Annotated in this window: 15 protein-coding genes; 11 read left to right on the top strand and 4 right to left on the bottom strand. The window is 70.7% G+C overall.

The window, feature by feature from the left end; translation table 11 throughout:
* The first annotated feature begins 104 nt into the window (after positions 1-104).
* The 6 genes from OG842_RS36295 to OG842_RS36320 all read left to right on the top strand — a co-directional run bounded on the left by OG842_RS36295 (position 105) and on the right by OG842_RS36320 (position 8,564).
* Positions 105-671: a 2Fe-2S iron-sulfur cluster-binding protein gene (locus tag OG842_RS36295; protein WP_266734770.1), complete on the top strand. Its 567-nt coding sequence runs from the start codon at positions 105-107 to the stop codon at positions 669-671.
* Positions 668-1,654: an FAD binding domain-containing protein gene (locus OG842_RS36300; RefSeq protein WP_266734768.1), complete on the top strand. Its 987-nt coding sequence runs from the start codon at positions 668-670 to the stop codon at positions 1,652-1,654. Before OG842_RS36295 ends, OG842_RS36300 begins: the two co-directional genes overlap by 4 nt.
* Before the next feature lie 109 nt (positions 1,655-1,763).
* Positions 1,764-3,863, top strand: coding sequence for a xanthine dehydrogenase family protein molybdopterin-binding subunit (locus OG842_RS36305; protein ID WP_266734766.1), 2,100 nt, complete (start codon positions 1,764-1,766; stop codon positions 3,861-3,863).
* Positions 3,864-4,039: 176 nt separating this feature from the next.
* The gene (locus OG842_RS36310) at positions 4,040-4,543 is read left to right on the top strand and encodes an ATP-binding protein (RefSeq protein ID WP_266734764.1); all 504 of its coding nucleotides are present in this window, start codon (positions 4,040-4,042) and stop codon (positions 4,541-4,543) included.
* A gap of 186 nt (positions 4,544-4,729) precedes the next feature.
* The gene (locus tag OG842_RS36315; protein ID WP_266734762.1) at positions 4,730-6,148 is read left to right on the top strand and encodes an NADP-dependent succinic semialdehyde dehydrogenase; all 1,419 of its coding nucleotides are present in this window, start codon (positions 4,730-4,732) and stop codon (positions 6,146-6,148) included.
* A gap of 19 nt (positions 6,149-6,167) precedes the next feature.
* Positions 6,168-8,564 carry a phosphoketolase family protein gene (locus OG842_RS36320; RefSeq protein ID WP_266734761.1) on the top strand — a complete coding sequence of 799 codons (2,397 nt, stop codon included), beginning with the start codon at positions 6,168-6,170 and terminating at the stop codon, positions 8,562-8,564.
* Between the two features lie 46 nt (positions 8,565-8,610).
* Here the strand turns inward: OG842_RS36320 and OG842_RS36325 are convergent, their stop codons facing one another.
* Entirely contained in the window at positions 8,611-8,934 is a 324-nt protein-coding gene (locus OG842_RS36325) for a plasmid stabilization protein (protein ID WP_266734759.1), read from the bottom strand.
* A gap of 134 nt (positions 8,935-9,068) precedes the next feature.
* On the bottom strand, positions 9,069-10,184 hold the full coding sequence (locus OG842_RS36330) for a baeRF3 domain-containing protein (protein WP_266734757.1): 1,116 nt from the start codon (positions 10,182-10,184) through the stop codon (positions 9,069-9,071).
* A 176-nt stretch (positions 10,185-10,360) separates the two neighbouring features.
* Between OG842_RS36330 and OG842_RS36335 the strand changes: the two genes are divergently transcribed.
* The gene (locus OG842_RS36335; RefSeq protein WP_266734756.1) at positions 10,361-10,927 is read left to right on the top strand and encodes a hypothetical protein; all 567 of its coding nucleotides are present in this window, start codon (positions 10,361-10,363) and stop codon (positions 10,925-10,927) included.
* Positions 10,928-10,939: 12 nt separating this feature from the next.
* Positions 10,940-12,277: a glutaminase A gene (gene glsA / locus OG842_RS36340; protein WP_266734754.1), complete on the top strand. Its 1,338-nt coding sequence runs from the start codon at positions 10,940-10,942 to the stop codon at positions 12,275-12,277.
* 51 nt (positions 12,278-12,328) lie between these two features.
* Here glsA and OG842_RS36345 read toward each other — a convergent pair whose 3' ends face one another.
* Positions 12,329-13,153, bottom strand: coding sequence for an endonuclease I family protein (locus OG842_RS36345; RefSeq protein WP_266734753.1), 825 nt, complete (start codon positions 13,151-13,153; stop codon positions 12,329-12,331).
* A 249-nt stretch (positions 13,154-13,402) separates the two neighbouring features.
* On the opposite strand from OG842_RS36345, the gene OG842_RS36350 reads away from it, so the two are divergent.
* From OG842_RS36350 to OG842_RS36360, 3 genes are all read left to right on the top strand, one after another.
* Positions 13,403-13,609, top strand: coding sequence for a hypothetical protein (locus OG842_RS36350; protein WP_266734751.1), 207 nt, complete (start codon positions 13,403-13,405; stop codon positions 13,607-13,609).
* Positions 13,610-13,686: 77 nt separating this feature from the next.
* Positions 13,687-14,844: a methyltransferase gene (locus OG842_RS36355; protein WP_266734749.1), complete on the top strand. Its 1,158-nt coding sequence runs from the start codon at positions 13,687-13,689 to the stop codon at positions 14,842-14,844.
* 101 nt (positions 14,845-14,945) lie between these two features.
* Positions 14,946-16,124 (top strand): acyl-CoA dehydrogenase family protein, encoded by a 1,179-nt coding sequence (locus OG842_RS36360; protein WP_266734748.1) that lies wholly within the window; start codon positions 14,946-14,948, stop codon positions 16,122-16,124.
* 598 nt (positions 16,125-16,722) lie between these two features.
* On the opposite strand, the gene OG842_RS36365 is transcribed toward OG842_RS36360, so the two are convergent.
* Positions 16,723-18,660, bottom strand: a complete 1,938-nt coding sequence (locus OG842_RS36365; protein WP_266734746.1) for a TniQ family protein — start codon at positions 18,658-18,660, stop codon at positions 16,723-16,725.
* Positions 18,661-18,662 lie beyond the last annotated feature (2 nt).

An 18,662-nucleotide genomic window follows, 5' to 3' on the forward strand; every position in this document is an offset into this window, starting at 1 on the left:
GACCGACCGACGGGTCACGGCCCGGTGGCGGAGCAATGAAGTGGGAAGCCCTCGCACGTCTGGTAGAAAACGGTCAAAAGGTCACCCCTGAAAGGTGCGAGTGCGTGGACCCCTCTCGCGGGCGGGACGACGGTGCGCAGCAGCCGGGAGCAACCGGTCACCGTTCCACCCTGACACTGCAGATCAACGGAACCGAGCGGACGCTCACGCTCGATCACCGCACCACCGTCCTGGACGCCCTGCGCGAGCACCTCGGCCTCACCGGCGCGAAGAAGGGCTGCGACCACGGACAGTGCGGGGCGTGCACCGTCATCGTCGACGGCCGGCGGGCCAACAGCTGCCTGCTGCTCGCCGTCGCCCACGACGGCGCCGCCGTCACCACCGTCGAGGGCCTCGCCGACGGCGACCGGCTCCACCCCCTCCAGGAAGCCTTCCTGGACCGCGACGCCCTGCAGTGCGGCTACTGCACCCCCGGCCAGATCTGCTCGGCGGTCGGCATGCTCGGCGAGGCGGCCGACGGCTTCCCGTCCCATGCCACCGCCCGCAGGGCACCGGTATCGGCCCCGGCGCCGCTCGACGCCGACGAGATCCGCGAGCGGATGAGCGGCAATCTGTGCCGCTGCGGCGCCTACCCCCGCATCGTCGAGGCGATCGAGGACGTGGCGCTGTGAAGCCCTTCGCCTATCTCCGCGCCCGGTCCGCCGAGGAAGCGGTCCGTGAGCGCGCCGCCCACCCCGGCGCCGTGTTCCTCGGCGGCGGCACCAACCTCGTCGATCTGATGAAGCTCGGCGTCGCGGCCCCGGACCGGCTCATCGACATCAGCCGGCTGCCGCTGGACCACGTGGCCGACACCGAGGACGGCGGCCTGCGGATCGGCGCGACCGTGCGCAACGGCGACCTGGCCGCCCATCCCGCGGTACGCACCCGCTATCCCGCCCTGTCCCAGGCGCTGCTGTCCGGCGCCTCGGGGCAGCTGCGCAACACCGCCACGACCGGCGGCAACCTGCTTCAGCGCACCCGTTGCGCGTACTTCCAGGACACCTCCAAGCCGTGCAACAAACGGGCACCCGGCACCGGCTGCCCCGCCCACGACAGCGCCCAGCGCGACCTCGCAGTACTCGGCCACTCCGCGCACTGCGTCGCCACCCACCCGTCCGACATGGCCGTGGCGCTGTCCGCCCTCGACGCCACCGTCCAGTTGTACGGACCGGACGGCGGACGGACCCTGCCCGCCACCGGATTCCACCGCCTTCCGGGCGACACCCCCGAACAGGACACCGAGATCCGGCCGGGCGAACTCATCACCGAGCTGGTCCTGCCACCGCGCCCGGAAGGCGCCACCTCCCTCTACCGCAAGGCCCGCGACCGCGCCTCCTTCGCCTTCGCCCTCGCGTCCGTCGCCGCCGTACTGAGCGTCCGCGGCGGCCGGATCGAGCATGCCGCGCTGGCCTTCGGCGGGCTCGCCCACCGGCCCTGGCGCGCACACGCCGCCGAGGACCTGCTGCGGGGAGCACCGGCCACCGACGAGACGTTCGAGCGTGCGGTCGACGCCGAACTCGCCGCCGCCCGGCCGCTGCGCGAGAACGCGTTCAAGGTGGGCCTCGCTCGCAACCTGGCCGTCGACGTACTCGCCGAACTCGCCGCCGAGACCTGAGCGACCGGCCCCGGCACCGCCCCGCCGGCGCCGGGCGATCGTCTCTCGGCCGCCCCGCCGAAAGCTGAGCAACCGCACCCAACGCCGCCCCCGCCGTGAGGACCCCGTCATGAGCCAGGCCCCGTCACCACTGGGCACCCCCGTCGTCCGCCGTGAGGGCCGGGACAAGGTCACGGGCACCGCCCGCTACGCCGCCGAGCACACCCCGCCGGGGTGTCTGTACGGGTGGCCCGTCCCCGCCACTGTCGCCCGCGGCCGCGTCGACGCGATCCACGCGGACGAGGCGCTGGCCCTGCCGGGTGTGCACGCCGTGCTCACCCACCACGACGCGCCCCGGCTGAAGGAGCCCGACGACCCGATCCTCGCCGTCCTCCAGAACGACCGGGTCCCGCACCGGGGCTGGCCCGTCGCGCTCGTGGTGGCCGACACCCCGGAGGGCGCCCGCGCCGGGGCCGAGGCGCTGCGGATCACGTACGAGACCGACGGGCACGATGTCCTGCTGACCGAGGAGCACCCCGGCCTGTACACCCCGCAGATCGTCAATGGCGACTACCCCGCCGTCCGGGAGCGCGGCGACACCGGCTGGGCCTTCGACGCGGCACCCGTACAGGTCGACGCCACCTATACCATCGGCGCCCTGCACAACCACCCCATGGAACCGCACGCCACGACGGCGCAGTGGGACGACGACGGACATCTGACCGTCCACGACTCCAGCCAGGGCTCCACCACGGTCCGCGACAGCCTCGCCACCGCCTTCGGACTGAGGCCGCAGCAGATCACCGCCGTCTCCGAGCACGTCGGCGGCGGCTTCGGATCCAAGGGGACACCGCGCCCGCAGACCGTCCTGGCGGCCATGGCCGCACGCCACACCGGCCGCCCCGTCAAGATCGCGCTGCCCCGCCGCCAGCTGGCCGCCGTGGTCGGCCATCGCGCCCCCACCATCCAGCGCATCAGGCTCGGCGCCGAACTCGACGGCATCCTCACCGCGGTCGACCACGAGTGCATCACCCACACCTCCACCATCAAGGAGTTCGTGGAGCAGGCGGCCGTGCCGACCCGGATCATGTACGGCTCCGCCACCAGCCGCACCACCCACCGGGTCGTCGCCCTGGACGTGCCGAGCCCCTCCTGGATGCGCGCACCGGGCGAGGCGCCGGGCATGTACGCCCTCGAATCCGCCATGGACGAACTCGCCTCGGCGCTCGGCATGGACCCCGTCGAACTGCGCATCCGCAACGATCCGGCGAACGAACCGGACTCCGGACGCGAGTTCAGCAGCCGCGGCCTGGCCGCCTGCCTGGAGAAGGGCGCCGCGCGCTTCGGCTGGTACGACCGCGACCCGCGCCCCGCGAGCCGCGAGGAGGGGCCCCTGCTGCTCGGCACGGGCGTCGCAGCCGCCACCTACCCCGTGTACATCGCGGCCTCCAGCGCCTCGGCGCAGGCCGCCGCCGACGGCTCGTTCCTCATCCGGACCAACGCCACCGACATCGGCACCGGCGCCCGCACCGTGCTCGCGCAGATCGCCGCCGACGTCCTGGCCACGCCCGTGGAGAACGTCCGGGTCGACATCGGGAGCAGCGAACTGCCCGACGCCCCACTGGCGGGCGGATCGTCGGGCACCGCCTCCTGGGGCTGGTCCGTGCACAAGGCAGCCACCCTGCTGCTGCGCCAGTTGCGCGAGCGCAGCGGACCGGTCCCCGCCGACGGGCTCACCGTCACCGCCGACACCCAGCAGGAGACCGCCGGACAATCCCCTTACGCACGCCACGCGTTCGGCGCCCACTTCGCCGAAGTCGCCGTGCACGCACGGACGGGAGAGGTGCGGCTGCGCCGGATGCTCGGTGTCTTCGCCGCCGGACGCATCCTCAACTCCCGTACCGCGCGCTCCCAGTTCATCGGCGGGATGACCATGGGGGTCGGCATGGCACTGACCGAGGCATCCACCATGGACCCCGTCTTCGGCGACTACACCGAGAGCGATCTCGCCACCTACCACGTGCCGGCCTGCGCCGACGTGCCGGAGATCGAGGCGCACTGGATCGACGAGGAGGATCCGCATCTCAACCCGATGGGCAGCAAGGGCATCGGCGAGATCGGCATCGTCGGCGCCGCGGCGGCCGTCGGCAACGCCGTCCGGCACGCCACCGGCGTCAGGCTGCGCAGTCTCCCGCTCACCCCGGACACACTGCTGCCGTACCTCCTGTGACCCGGACGGACGCACCCCGGGGCCTCTCGGCGAAAGCCCCCCACGTGTTGCACGAGCGGTGCCGGCGAGTCACCCTGTGGAGTGACCCAGAAGTGACATCTGCTCACTCTTCGTGTTCGGGGGTTGTTGGTTCAACGGGGCGAAGCCAGTGGGCCTCGATGTGAGGAGCCTCGACGATGACCGTTCCACTCGACCGGCACTACCTGGTCGAATTCCAGGTTTCGGCAGAGCGTGTGTGTCAGCTGCGACGAATAATCGCGGCACACCTCCGCCACTGGAGTCTCGAACTCCATATCCGGCCGGTATGCCGGGGTGTGGAGGAGCTGCTGACCAATGTCCACCGGCATGTCGGTGACGACAACAACTGTGTCGTCGAACTCCGCTGGTCCGGGCGGCATCTCACGGTCTCCGTCGCCGACAACGGCTCCGAGATGCCGCGACTGCTCAGCAACGGCGGTGGTGGCCTGAGCCGGGTCATGGCCCTGAGCGACAGCTGGGGCACCTGCCGCACGGCCGAGGGCAAGGTCGTCTGGTTCACCCGGTACGCCAAGGAGCCGTACAGCGCCGACCTGGTGCGGTTCCCGCCGCTGCCCGGGGTGCGCGAGTCCCGGCGCCCGCCCGTGGCGGCCGCCGCCCCCGTCATCGAGCCCGCGACGGCATCCGACCCCGCTCTCGTCTGAGCCGGGCCACCGGGACCGGCAGCGCCACAATTCGTACCCGCTGGACGTTTCCCCCTCCCGGCGCGGACGGCGTGCACACCGCACGCACCGACCGCGCCGGCCGGGGTGTCCGCCCGGCGGGGCCCGCGTTGCGGCGCGGCGTACGGCACGGCACGGTCGAAGGAACGAGGCAAGGAGGACACGGCCATGCCCATCGCGACGGTCAATCCCGCGAACGGCGAGACCCTCAGAAGATTCGACGCGCTCGACGAGGCGGGCATCGAGCAGCGGCTCGACGCCGCCGCCACCGCGTACCGGCAGTACCGGACCACCGGGTTCGCCGAGCGGGCCCGCCTGCTGAACCAGGCCGCCGTCCTGCTCGACGAGGACCAGCGGGACATCGCGCGCACCATGACCATCGAAATGGGCAAACCCGTCGTGGCGGCCCGCGCCGAGGCCGCCAAATGCGCCAAGGCGATGCGCTGGTACGCGGCCCACGCCGAGGAACTCCTCGCGGACCAGCACCCGTCTTTCGACGATGTGCGGGACTCCGGTGCCTCGCGGGCCTACGTCCACTACCGGCCGCTCGGTCCCGTGCTCGCCGTGATGCCGTGGAACTTCCCGCTCTGGCAGGTCATACGATTTGCCGCCCCGGCCCTCATGGCGGGCAACGTCGGTCTGCTCAAGCACGCCTCCAACGTCCCTCAGACGGCCATGTACCTGGAGGGCCTGTTCCGCCGGGCCGGATTCCCGGCGGGCTGCTTCCAGAGCCTGCTGGTGGGATCGGGGGCGGTCGAGGCGATCCTGCGCGACCGCCGGGTCGTCGCCGCCACCCTCACCGGCAGCGAGCCAGCAGGCCGCTCGGTCGCGTCGATCGCCGGCGACGAGGTGAAGCACACCGTCCTGGAGCTCGGCGGCAGCGACCCGTATCTCGTCATGCCGTCCGCCGACGTGGCCAGGGCCGCCCGTACCGCCGTGACCGCACGGGCGCAGAACAACGGGCAGTCCTGCATCGCCGCCAAACGGTTCATCGTGCACACCGAGGTGTACGAGGAGTTCGCCGAACGGTTCACCGTGGGCATGAGCAACCTGACGGTCGGCGACCCGCTGGAGGAATCCACCGACGTCGGACCGCTCGCCAGCGAACAGGGACGCACCGACCTGGAGGAGCTGGTGGACGACGCCGTACGGCAGGGCGCGCGAGCGCTGTGCGGAGGCGGCAGGCCCGAGGGCCTGGCCCCGGAACTGGAGCGGGGCTGGTTCTACGCCCCCACGGTCCTCGCCGGGATCACCCCCGCCATGCGCATCCACCGCGAGGAGACCTTCGGCCCCGTCGCCTCCCTCTACCGCGTCGACGAGCTGGACGAAGCCGTGGCGCTCGCCAACGACAGCCCCTTCGGCCTCAGCTCCAACGTATGGACCCGCGACGCGGACGAGGCGCGCCGCTGTGTACGCGACCTGGAGGCCGGCGGTGTCTTCTTCAACGGCATGACGGCGTCCCACCCCGCACTGCCCTTCGGCGGTGTGAAGCGCTCCGGGTACGGACGTGAGCTCGCCGGACAGGGCATCCGCGCGTTCTGCAACGCGACCACGGTCTGGTACGGCCCCGAGCCCGTCGGCCCGTAGGGCCCCGGTTGGAGACACCATGAGCAACGCCCCCGGCCCGGCAGCCACATCCGGCGCGACCGGCCCTTCCGACGAGGAGATCGCGGCACTCGACGCCCACTGGCGGGCCGCCAACTACCTCACCGTCGGCCAGATCTACCTGATGGACAACCCGCTCCTGACCCGGCCGCTCGCTCGGGACGACATCAAGCCGCGGCTGCTCGGCCACTGGGGAACCTCACCCGGACTGAACCTGGTCCACACCCACCTCAACCGCGTCATCAAGTCCCGTGGGATCCAGGGCCTCTGCGTCTGGGGCCCCGGCCACGGCGGGCCCGCCGTCCTCGCCAACTCCTGGCTGGAGGGCAGCTACTCGCAGACGTACCCGGACGTCACCCGGGACGCCGAAGGCATGGGGAAGCTGTTCAAGCAGTTCTCCTTCCCCGGCGGGGTGCCCAGCCATGTGGCACCGGAGACACCCGGCTCCATCCACGAGGGCGGCGAACTCGGCTACGCCCTCACGCACGCCTACGGGGCCGCCCTGGACCACCCCGGCCTGCTCGTCACCTGCGTCATCGGCGACGGCGAGGCCGAGACCGGACCGCTCGCCGCGTCCTGGCACTCCAACAAGTTCCTCGACCCGGTGCACGACGGCGCCGTCCTCCCGGTCCTCCACCTCAACGGGTACAAGATCGCCAACCCCACCGTGCTCGCCCGCCTCCCCGAGACGGAGCTCGACGCACTGCTGCGCGGCTACGGGCACGACCCCCTGTACGTCGGCGGCGACGACCCGGTCGGCGTGCACCGGGCGATGGCCGCCGCGATGGACCGGGCCGTCGACCGGATCCGGGAACTCCAGGCCGCCGCCCGCACCGGCGGCGACACCGCACGCCCGCACTGGCCGATGATCGTGCTGCGCACCCCCAAGGGCTGGACCGGGCCGGTGGCGGTCGACGGGGTGCCCGTCGAAGGAACCTGGCGCGCCCATCAGGTCCCGCTGCCCGGCGTCCGGGACAACGAGGAGCACCTGCGGCAGCTGGAGGAGTGGATGCGCTCCTACCGGCCCGAGGAACTCTTCGACGCGTCGGGACGGCCCGGCCCCCAGGTGCTCGCCTGTGTGCCCGAGGGCGACGCCAGGCTCGGCTCGACCCCGTACGCCAACGGCGGTCTGCTCCTGCGCGACCTGCCGATCCCGCCGCTGGACGACCACGCCGTCGAGGTCGACAAGCCCGGCACCGTGCTGCACGAGCCGACCCGTGTGCTCGGCGGTCTGCTGGAGGCCGTCATGGCCGCCACTTCCGAGCGCCGCGACTTCCGCGTTGTGGGCCCCGACGAAACCGCCTCGAACCGGCTGGACGCCCTCTACGGCGCCACCACGAAGGCCTGGCAGGAACGGATGCTGCCGACCGACGAGCACCTCGCCCGCGACGGACGCGTCATGGAGGTGCTCTCCGAGCACCTGTGCCAGGGCTGGCTGGAGGGCTACCTGCTCACCGGCCGGCACGGCCTCTTCTCCTGCTACGAGGCGTTCGCCCACATCGTCGACTCGATGGTCAACCAGCACATCAAATGGCTCAGAACCTCCCGCCGGCTGGCCTGGCGCCGCCCCATCGCCTCGCTCAACTACCTGCTCACCTCGCACGTCTGGCGTCAGGACCACAACGGCTTCTCCCACCAGGACCCGGGTTTCGTCGACCACATCCTCGACAAGAGCCCCGAGGTCGTACGGGTCTATCTGCCGCCGGACGCCAACACCCTGCTCTCGGTCGCCGACCACGCGCTGCGCAGCCGCGACTACGTCAATGTGATCGTGGCCGGAAAGCAGCCCTCCTTCGACTGGCTCGCCCTCGACCAGGCCCGCGCGCACTGTGCCCGCGGCGCCGGGGTCTGGGAATGGGCGGGCACGGAGAACGGCAGCCGCGCACCCGACGTGGTGCTCGCCTGCGCCGGTGACGTACCCACGCTGGAGACCCTGGCCGCCGCCGACCTGCTGCGCAGGCATCTGCCGGAACTGGCGGTACGGGTGGTCAACGTGGTCGACATGACGCGGCTGCTGCCCCGCGAGGCACACCCGCACGGGATGCCGGACTCCGAGTACGACGCGGTGTTCACCAAGGACACCCCCGTGATCTTCGCCTACCACGGCTACCCGTGGCTGATCCACCGGCTCGCCTACCGGCGCGCGGGCCACGAGCAGCTGCATGTGCGGGGCTACAAGGAGGAGGGCACCACCACGACGCCCTTCGACATGGTGGTCCGCAACGACCTGGACCGCTACCGGCTGGTCATGGACGTCATCGACCGGGTGCCCGGCCTCGGCGTCCGTGCCGTGGCGGTGCGCCAGGCGATGGCGGATGTCCGGACCCGCCACCACGCCTGGATCCGTGAACACGGCACGGACCTGCCGGAGGTGGCCGACTGGACCTGGAGCGGCTGACACCGCTCCGGCTCCCACGCCCACCCCCGGCTTCCACGACGCAGGCTCAGCGGCCCACGGCCCGTGCCAACTCGGCCTTCGTCATGCTCGACCGCCCGAGGATGTTCTTCTTCTTCGCCTCTTCGTAAAGCTGGTCGCGGGTCGGCCCTTCCGCTCCGCTGTGGGAACGCAGACCGCCGCGCCGCGAGGACGACATGTCCTCGACGGAGGTACGGCTGGCCGTCCTGGACTCACCGGCGCGGGCGCGTGCCTTGTTGACCGTACGGGCCGCGATCTCCTCGGCCCGTTCCTCGCTGACCCCGCGCTCCTGCGCGCTCTCCTTGATGTGCTCGTACTGCCGTTCCCGCTTGGCGTTGGATCCGCGTGGCATGGTGCAGTCACCCCTTTCTCCGGGACCTGCCCCGGGGCCAGGCGGCCCCTCCTCAGTCTCCCAGCGCGCCCCCGGGCCCGCACGCCTGAGGCATGCGGGCCCGGGGGAGGGGGTACGGCGTCGCGCCGGTCCGTTCAGTAGCGCAGGGCCGCCGCGATACGTCCGTGCTCCGCGAGCGAGCCGTCCGGGAGGAAGACCACGTCGGTGCCGCTGTCCAGGGCCGCCTCGACGAGCTCGTCCACGATGTCCTCGCGGACCGCGACATCCGTGAGATCCGCGGCTCCGCCGCTCACCGGCTCCAGGTGCTCGTCCGTCACCCGTACCGTCTGCTGGAAGTGCTCCTCCACCGCGACCAGCCCGGCACGGCCCTCCCGAACGGCGGCCCACACCTCGTCGAGGCCCCCGGCGAAGGCACGACGGCCGCGGGCCTCGTCCAGTCTGCCGTCGATCTCCGCCACGAACCGCTGCTGCCGCTCGTCGAGCGCCGGCCGCAGTTCTTTGAGCAGCTCCCCCGCCGACATGTCGGCGGGGGCACCCTTCGTGACCCGGCCGACGGCAGACTTGGCGCTCCCCCCGACCTCGTCCAGCAGGGCGAGCGCGGGGGCGAGACCCATGAGGTAGAGCGGGCGCGTCTCCTCGGCGAGCACCGTGCGCAGCTTCTCGTCGACAGTGCGCAGGAAGTTGCGCGTCTCCTCGTCGCTGAAGGTGCTCGGGGTGTCGCCGACCCGCTCCTCGCGCTGCGGATTGGGCGGCTCCTGCGGAGCCGTGAGCGGGAACCCGCCGGTCCGCTCCTCCCGCACGGCGTCCGCCGTGCCGCTCCACAGGACGGCCCGGTCGGCCGACACGGTGAGTACCCAGAACGGCTGGGACTGCGCCTTCGCGGCGACCAGGTTGCGGGTCAGATAGGTGTCACTGAGCACCACCCGTTCGGGCGCGGTGCGCGGAAGCTGCCAGATCCGGTGCTCGTCGGGGGTGACGAGGAGGACCAGGGCGTCCAGGGCCCGGCGGGGGTCCACCTCGGTGACCGCCCGGTCGAGCTGCTCCTTGATCGCGGTCCGCACCTCGCGGGTGACCGCGGGGTCCGCCTCCAGCCGATCGGCGGCCTCGGCCACCAGATTGCGCAGCCGAACGGAGTCCTGGGCGTTGTCCGGGGCGCGGCGGTGCGTCGGCATGGTCAGGGACAGGGCCGGATAGGGCTTGACCGTCCGCAGTTCCCGCAACAGGCCGGCGGTCAGGGCGTCCGTGTCCATCGTTCTCTCCCAGGGGTTCGGCCGGAGTCCGCTCCCGAGTGAAGCGGGTGAATTCGACGAGTCAATTCATATCTTTTGTTCCTAATATGGGCGAGTTCTTCATTGTCTTCCCAGGCAGTGCCGAACAGCGGTTTCCCCGACTTCCACTTACGCCCTTCCGGGCAGACGGAGCCTCCGTGAACCCGATCAGTTCTTCGCGAAACGCCCTTGGCGGCCGCGCAGCGCGCAATCTGGCCCCGGCCGTACTGGCCGCGGCGATCATCACCGGTACCGCCGCCTGCGGCGGCTCCGGCACCAACTCGACGGGTACGGCCAGGAGCACCCGAACGGTCTCCCCCGAACCGGCCATGACCCGGACCGCGAGTCCCACCGGGCGCACCCAGCAGGAGTTCGCCGCCTCGGTCTCCGCCGCCGCCGAGCGCAACCGGCAGCAGGCGGCGAAGCTGCTCGAAGGTGTGCAGGGCCGGGGCAACGCGATCGGGGACGTGTCGGTGACCGGGCTGCCCCTCGCCAAGACCGAGCAGTTCCGCAGCGCCGTCGTCCGAGTCACCAACCACACGGACAAGGCCGCCTTCTACGCCGTCAAGGTGGAATTCATCGACGCGTCGGGGAAGGTGCTCGACTCAGTGGTGCTCGGCTTCCCGGCCGCTCCACCCGGACGGACCGTCAGCCAGAACGCCAACAGCCGGAAGGCGGCCGGTGTCAAGACGTTCCCCCGGATCGCCCAGGCCGAGCGCGGCTGACGGCCGGGCCGGATGAGCGCCGCCGACGCCGTCACCGAAGCCCTGTGCGAACTGCACACGCGGTTCACCGGGCTGCGGGACGGCCGACCGGCCGACTACATCCCGCAGTTGGCGCGGACCGACCCGGACGCGTTCGGGCTGGCGCTGATCAGCATGGACGGTCACCGCTACAGCGCGGGCGACGCCGGTGCCCCGTTCACCATGCAGTCCGTGTCGAAACCGTTCGTCTACGCGCTCGCGCTGTCCGTCCTCGGGCTCGACGAGGTGTGCCGCTGGGTCAACGCCGAGCCCAGCGGGGAGGCGTACAACGCCATAAGCCTGGAACCGGACACCGGGCGGCCCGACAACGCCATGGTCAACGCGGGGGCCATCATCACCACCGCGCTGATCCCGGACACCCCCGACGCCCCGAGGTTCGACCGCATCCTCGACTGCCTGAGCCGGTTCGCCGGCCGGCGGCTGGACGTGGACGAGCAGGTGTACGCCTCGGAGGCCGCCACCGGCGACCGCAACCGCGCCCTGGCCTACTTGATCCGGAGCGCCGGCCCGCTGCCCGTCGACCCGGTCGCGGCGGTCGAGACGTACTTCAGACAGTGCGCGGTACGGGTCACCGCGCTGGACCTGGCAGCGATGGCCGCCACCCTTGCGCACGGCGGCGTGAACCCGCTCACCGGTGAGGCGGTGGTCCCTGAGCCGGTCGCCGCGCAGGTGCTGGCGGTGATGGCGACCTGCGGCATGTACGACGCCTCCGGCGAATGGCTGCTGCGCGTGGGGCTGCCGGCGAAGAGCGGTGTGTCCGGCGGGCTGATCGCCGCGGGCCCCGCACGGTTCGGGCTGGCGACGTACAGCCCCCGGCTGGACCCGAGCGGCACCTCGGTACGCGGGCGCGCCGCGCTCGGTGCCCTGTCGGAGAGGCTCGGCCTGCACCTGATGCACAACCCGGCACTGGCCGCCTCCACCGTCACGCTCGTCGCCACCGCGGGTGATCTGCCCGCCGCCGGGCCGGGCCCTCGGGACAGCGTCCCGCGCGAACGGGTCGCGGTGGTGGCGGCCCAGGGCGCCATCGACTTCACCGCGGCCGAGCGGGTGCTGTACGCGCTGGACGAGTCGCGCCCCCGGGGGACGGGACCGCTCGTGCTGGACCTGCTGCAGGTCACCGGTGTGGACCGGGTGGCCCGCGCGATGCTGCGCGGCGGGCTCGGCCGGATCGCGGCGGACGGCGCGCGCACCGCCGTCGCCGACCCGGCCGGGCGGCTCGCCCCGCCCGGCACCGGACAGCGGGACGCGCCGACGGCCCTCAGGTGCTTCGCCACCCGCGAACAGGCCGTGGCCTGGTGCACCGGCGGCTGAGCACCCCGGCCGGTCCGGCGGATGGCCGCCGGACCTCCGGATCGGTCGGGCCTACCAGATGGATTCGACCCACTCGGGGTGATCGATGAACGGGTTCCGGTTGTGCTGGTACTTGTCGAATATGACGTCGTTGCGCCGCTTCTCGAAGCTGTCCGGCGGGTCCTCCTGGCTCCATGCCTTCAGCACCGACAGCCGGCCGATGTTCGGTGCGGAACCGTTGGACACCTTCTCGTTGGGCTCCAGGTCGGCGAAGGAGTCGTCGCCCTCGTAGCGCACCGCCATGTAGAGGATCATGCGGGCCACGTCGCCCTTGACCGCGTCGCGCGGCTCGAAGGAGTCGCTGTCGGTGTAGTTGCCCGGTGCGCCGCTGACCGCGCTGCCGCCGTTGTCGAAGTCCTTGTTGCCGCGGATCGAGTTGACGGTGACGTCCTCCGGGCGCAGGTGGTGGATGTCGGTGCCGGGGCCGGTGGCGGTGCCGAAGTCGCCGTGCGACTTGGCCCAGACGTGCTCGCGGTTCCAGTCCCCGACCGAGCCGCCGTTGGAGTTCTTGGACTGGGAACGCCCGGTGTAGAGGAGGATCACGTTCGAGCTGTTGGCGGGGTCCTGGTCGGTGTCCTTGAGGGCTTCCCAGACCTGGCTGTAGGAGATCTTGGTCTGGTTCTTGATGATCCCGTGCAGAGCGCTCTTCAGCTGGGTTCCGGTCTTGCCGAGCGCGTCCTGGTAGTACGTGTCGTCGAGTACCCGGAGCGGTGTCGCGGTGGTGGGCGCGGCCTCGGGTACGGCGGCCGGTGCGGCGGCGGCGGTACCGCCGAGCACCGCGAAGGCGGCAAGGGTCGCCAGCAGCGGGCGCCGGTAACGAAGGTGACGACGGGACATGTGGGGTGTCCTCTCCGAAAATGCGTGCGCCACGACACCGTCACAAGGTGGGGACGGCGCCGCGGCGGTCGTGTGGTATGTGGTACGCGGGAGCCTTCCACACGCACCGTGACCATGGTGTGAACAGTGTGTACCTATCATGTGCAGGTCAAGTGATGGCTTGATCGTGCCCCCGGGAGAGGTCCGGGAGGCCTCGGATGCGGCGGGCCTGGCGCGGGGCGAGAATGACCGAAAGGACGAGGAGGCGGCATGAGCGACGAGCCCGAATCCGTATCCGTATCCGTGACCCGGGGAGTGACTCCCGACAGCCTCTTGCACACCGGCGGCAGCGACAATCCGTCGGCGGAGGACCTGGTGCTCGCCTCCGGGCGGGACCTGACCCCGAAGAATCTCCAGTGGGCGGAGCGCAGGCTGGCCCGGGAGGGCCGGTCGGCGATCGACAAGGTGCTGCCGTAGCGGTACGCGGCGGCCCGGCGGCCGGCGCGCGGGGAGTGTGCGGGCGCTCCCCGCGGCTCGGCTAGCCTGGGTGGACAATGAACCGTTTGACGACGTCAGGGGCCGGGTTCGACCTCGCCCGCTACCCCGAGGATCCGCGCGACCCGTTCCGAGCGTGGGACGCTGCCGACGAGTACCTGCTGCGGCGGCTGGAAGGGGCCGACGGCACGGACCCGGTCGATCTGTCGGGCGCCGTGGTCGTGGTGGGCGACCGCTGGGGCGCGCTGAGCACCGTACTGGCCGCGCACCGGCCCGTACAGATCACCGATTCCTACCTGGCGCAGCGCGCGACCCTGGCGAACCTGGACCGCAACGGCGTGGACGCGGACGCGGTGCGTCTGCTGTCGGCCAGGGACACCCCGCCGGACCGCATCGATGTCCTGCTGGTACGTGTCCCGAAGAGCCTCGCACTCCTGGAGGACCAGCTGCACCGGCTCGCCCCGGCCGTCCACCCCGGCACGGTCGTCATCGGCACCGGGATGGTCAAGGAGATCCACACCTCCACCCTCAAGCTCTTCGAGCGGATCATCGGTCCCACCCGCACGTCCCTCGCGGTCAAGAAGGCCCGGCTGATCTTCTCCACCCCGGCCCCGGGAACGGCCCGCACACCCAGCCCGTGGCCGTACCGGTACGAGCTGCCCCAGGGGGTCGGACCGGTCTCCGGCCGGACCGTCACCAACCACGCCGGGATCTTCTGCGCCGAGCGCCTCGACATCGGCACCCGGTTCTTCCTCGGCCACCTCCCCGCGCGCAGCGGCCCCGATCGGGTCGTCGACCTCGGCTGCGGGAACGGCGTCGTCGGGCTGTCCGCGGCGCTCGCCAACCCCGAGGCGACGGTCACCTTCATCGACGAGTCGTACCAGGCGGTCGCCTCCGCCGAGGAGACGTTCCGAGCCAACACCGGACCGGACGCCAAGGCCGAGTTCGTCGTCGGCGACGGGCCGGCGGAACTGCCGTCCGCCAGCGTGGACCTGGTGCTGAACAATCCGCCGTTCCACTCCCACCAGGCCACCACCGACGCGACGGCACGCACCATGTTCCTCGGCGCGCGCGACGCACTGCGGCCAGGCGGCGAACTGTGGGTCGTCGGCAACCGGCACCTCGGCTACCACACCCGGCTCCGCCGCATCTTCGGCAACTGCGTCACCGTCGCGGGCGACCCGAAGTTCGTCGTCCTGCGAGCCGTCAAGCGCTGACCCGGCCGGAGACGTCCCGGCCCTTCCGGATTCTTGCAACACGTTCTACTGTGTGCGCCGCCGCACAAGGACGACGCGACCGCGAGACTCCCGGAGGGGCCGTGCACCTCGAATACACGCCTGAACAGCAGCAGTTGCGCGCCGAGCTGCGCGCCTACTTCGCCGCACTGGTCCCCGACGACGCGTACGCGCGCTACGCAGCCCCCGCGGCCCAGAAGGCCTTCTACCGGGGGACGATCCGCCGCCTCGGTACCGACGGCTGGCTCGGCGTCGGCTGGCCGGTGGAGTACGGTGGACGCGGACTGTCCCCGATGGAGCAGTTCATCTTCTTCGACGAGGCCGCGCAGGCGGGCGTACCGCTGCCGCTGATGGCCCTCAACACCGTCGGCCCGACGATCATGCGGTACGGCACCGACGAGCAGAAGGCGTACTTCCTGCCGAAGATCCTGTCCGGCGAGATCGACTTCGCGATCGGCTACAGCGAGCCCGACGCGGGCACCGACCTCGCCGCCCTCAAGACCAGGGCCGTGCGTGAGGGCGACGAGTATGTCGTCAACGGGCAGAAGATCTGGACGACCAACGGCGACACCGCGGACTGGGTCTGGCTCGCCGTCCGCACGGACCCGGACGCGGCACCGCACAAGGGCATCACCATGCTGCTCGTCCCGACCACGGACCCCGGCTACTCCTGCACCCTGATCAACACCCTCGCCTCGCACGACACCACCGCCAGCTACTACGAGAACATTCGCGTCCCCGTCTCCCGCCGTGTCGGCGAGGAGAACCAGGGCTGGCGGCTCATCACCAACCAGCTCAACCACGAACGCGTCACCCTCGCCGCCCACGGCACCATGGCCATCCGCGCCCTCCACAACGTCCAGCGCTGGGCCGCGGACACCCGGCTCACCGACGGCCGCCGCGTGATCGACCTCGGCTGGGTCCGCGCCCTGCTGGCCCGCACCCACACCAGGCTCGACGCAATGAAGCTCCTCAACTGGCAGATGGTGTCCGCCGTGCAGAACGCCACCCTCACCCCGCAGGACGCCTCCGCCGTCAAGGTCTACGGCTCCGAGGCGCGCCGCGACGCCTACGCCTGGCTGATGGAGATCGTCGGCTCGGCGGGACCGCTCAAGGAAGGCTCGGCGGGCGCCGTACTGCACGGCGAACTGGAACGCGGATACCGCTCCGCCGTCATCTTCACCTTCGGCGGCGGCAACAACGAGATCCAGCGGGAGATCATCTCGTGGATCGGCCTGGGGATGCCGCGCGTACGGCGGTGAGTCACTGTGACGAAGATTTTTAGTTGGCACAAAAGAGGGATGGTTGGCGCCAGCTGAAATCGTTGGCTAAGCGGGCAGTGATCTGATGCGTCGGCCACCTGAGGTAGCTGACCTGCTACGTTCCGTGGGTTGATGAGGTTCGGGCGTACCGCGCGTCGCGGTTCTTGCTTGCTGATCGTGTCTACGGAGCCGCCGAGAGCCAAGTTTTGGTCGCAGGTAGTCCCAGGCTGGGTTGCGCAGAGATTTCGAGGAGCGCTACATGTCTGTTCGCCGTAGCTATACGAGAACAGGGCCTCTTGAGGCCCCACGGCGCTTGGCGTAGTTGATGCGCTCGGGAAGGACGTCGAAGCGGTGGGCGAGCGCTTCGGCGAAACGTCAATACTGCGACCACGTTGGCAACACGGTTGCTACGCAGTGCGATTTTGACGGCTTCTCCGAGGGGATGATTAGCCGTTCGGCCTACTCGGTGCTGCGGAGTACCGCTGGAGCGGCAGATGTACGAGGCCGTATTACGAGACCCCCTGAGGGTGCGATCGTCATTCGCCTCGGGGCGTCGGCGGATGATCTACCACTGAGCCCTGGCGTAATCACCACACTCCTACGGGGACTTGATTCCACGCAGGTGAGCAGCCTGTAGCCCGATTTCGGCGTAGCCGGTCGGCGACGAGACAGCCGATCGATCGCAGGCGGTGGCGAGAAGGTCAGAGTATGCCGCGAGGCGGCGCAACAGGTTGCGCTTGCTGCCCTTGTGGTTCGCCAGCGTGCGGAGCTGGTTGACCGACGCGACCAAGCTCTGGGTGCTGGAGCCCGATTCCCTCAGGGCGGTGAGCACGGGGCTGTGAAGGTGATCACCCTGGGTGACATGCGCCCAGATCAGCACGGTCGCGGTGTCACGAGTGGGGGTGGTGACGCCCTGGCCGAACTGACTCAGTTCGTGAAGGAGTTCGGCCCAGTCCGGAGGCGGGACCTGCCAGGCCGAGAGAAGTTCCCGGCGGTGCCCGAAGTGCACACGATCTGTGTCCCGGTCCAATTGGCTGGCCAGCCTTTCGACGGCCCGCTCGAAGTCTGGCCACAGGTTCTGCAAGTCCAATTCCTTCCTGACGACCTTGAGGGACTGCTGTGCGGTGTTCCACGGGATACGGAGCGTCTTCGCGCAGTCGGGCCAGGTGCCGCCGCCACTCATCTCGGCGAGCTTGAGCGCTGCAACGCGCCGCAGGTGCCGCACCTTCCAGGCGGTGTGGTGTAGCCACTGGGACAGGAGGTCTTCGAAGTGGGCGGACAGCCACGTTTGCGGCAGGAGGGCAGGCACATGCTCGATGCGGAAGCGGCTCGGCCGTGAGGGAAGGCTCTGCCGCGCGTGCCGGTGGCCGGCGGCACGGTAGAACCCCTTGTCATGACGTAGCAGAGCTCGCGCCATGGCAGGGGAGACGTCCGCACGCCGCAACGAAGCGCCGATGTTGGCGGAACTGCGACTGAACGCGGCCTCAGCGAGTGGCCGGACGCGATCGGTCACCCCAGCGTTATCGCGGTCCTCGTGGCCGAGAAGGGCGTCGGCGGCAACAAGCAGCGCCGCGCACTCACCTGGGTCCTCGGGGGCGTCCCAGGCAGCGAGCCTGCGCCCCGCGGGCTCATAGGTGCGGCGGCGAGTGGCAGCGGAGGAGACGTGGCGATCGATCAGGTCGGCCAGCGAAGTCGAGGAAGTGTAGTGAGCGCCGTCTGGCCAGCTGAGCCGGATCAGATGTGCAGCGACGATGAGATCCGGAAAGAAGAAGAGACCCGAGGCCAGCTCGCCTGGATTTGTAGGGGATTGGCTGCGTGCCAGCCGGTGATCGATGCGGTGCTGTAGTGCAAGAAGCATGGACAGATCGGCATCGGGCACCCGTGCGGCCTGGCGTCCGTCGTCCAGACGGGCAGCGCAAGCAGCGGTCGGAGAGACGTCGGCATCAGCTACGGGGCGCCGGCATTGGGCTGGGTGCAACCCGCTCGTGGTCCGGTGCATGATCAGCCCTTGGCGCTCGGTGCTTGTCGGCCGATTCGGCATGTCCCCACAGCGCGGGCAGGTGTGGGAGAGCAAGGTGCGGTGCGTGACGCAGGCATACGAGACGGGGAGATGCCAGCGCAGTTTCCAGGGGCCGCCATAGCGAGATTGGGTGGGACTTCCGTCACCGGAAAGGCACGCGGCACAGTACCGACTGGACATGCTGGCAGCCCACGACTTCCGCGCGGCGGCGGTGGTCCGGTTGCCGTCGATCCGTACGGACGCCAACGGCGGGTAGACGCCGGCATAGGACGACAGTGTCAGTGCATTGGCTTCCTCCACGCTCAGGCGGGTGGCCGCGGCGAACTGCACGATCCGCTCGCCAGGCAGTGAGAGCAGGTACTCGCCTGGGAGCCGGTTTTGACGATGAACCAGTCCGCAAAGGTGTGCGATCCGGGCGGGAGAGCGCTCCATGCGGTACGCCAGCCGCAGGAGCAGACCGGGCAGTGATTCCTCGGGGAGGGGTGCGAGGCTGCGGGACAGCGGTCGGGGTGTCACCT

The sequence above is a fragment of the Streptomyces sp. NBC_00376 genome, assembly GCF_036077095.1.
In the GTDB taxonomy this organism is placed as follows: Bacteria; Actinomycetota; Actinomycetes; order Streptomycetales; family Streptomycetaceae; genus Streptomyces.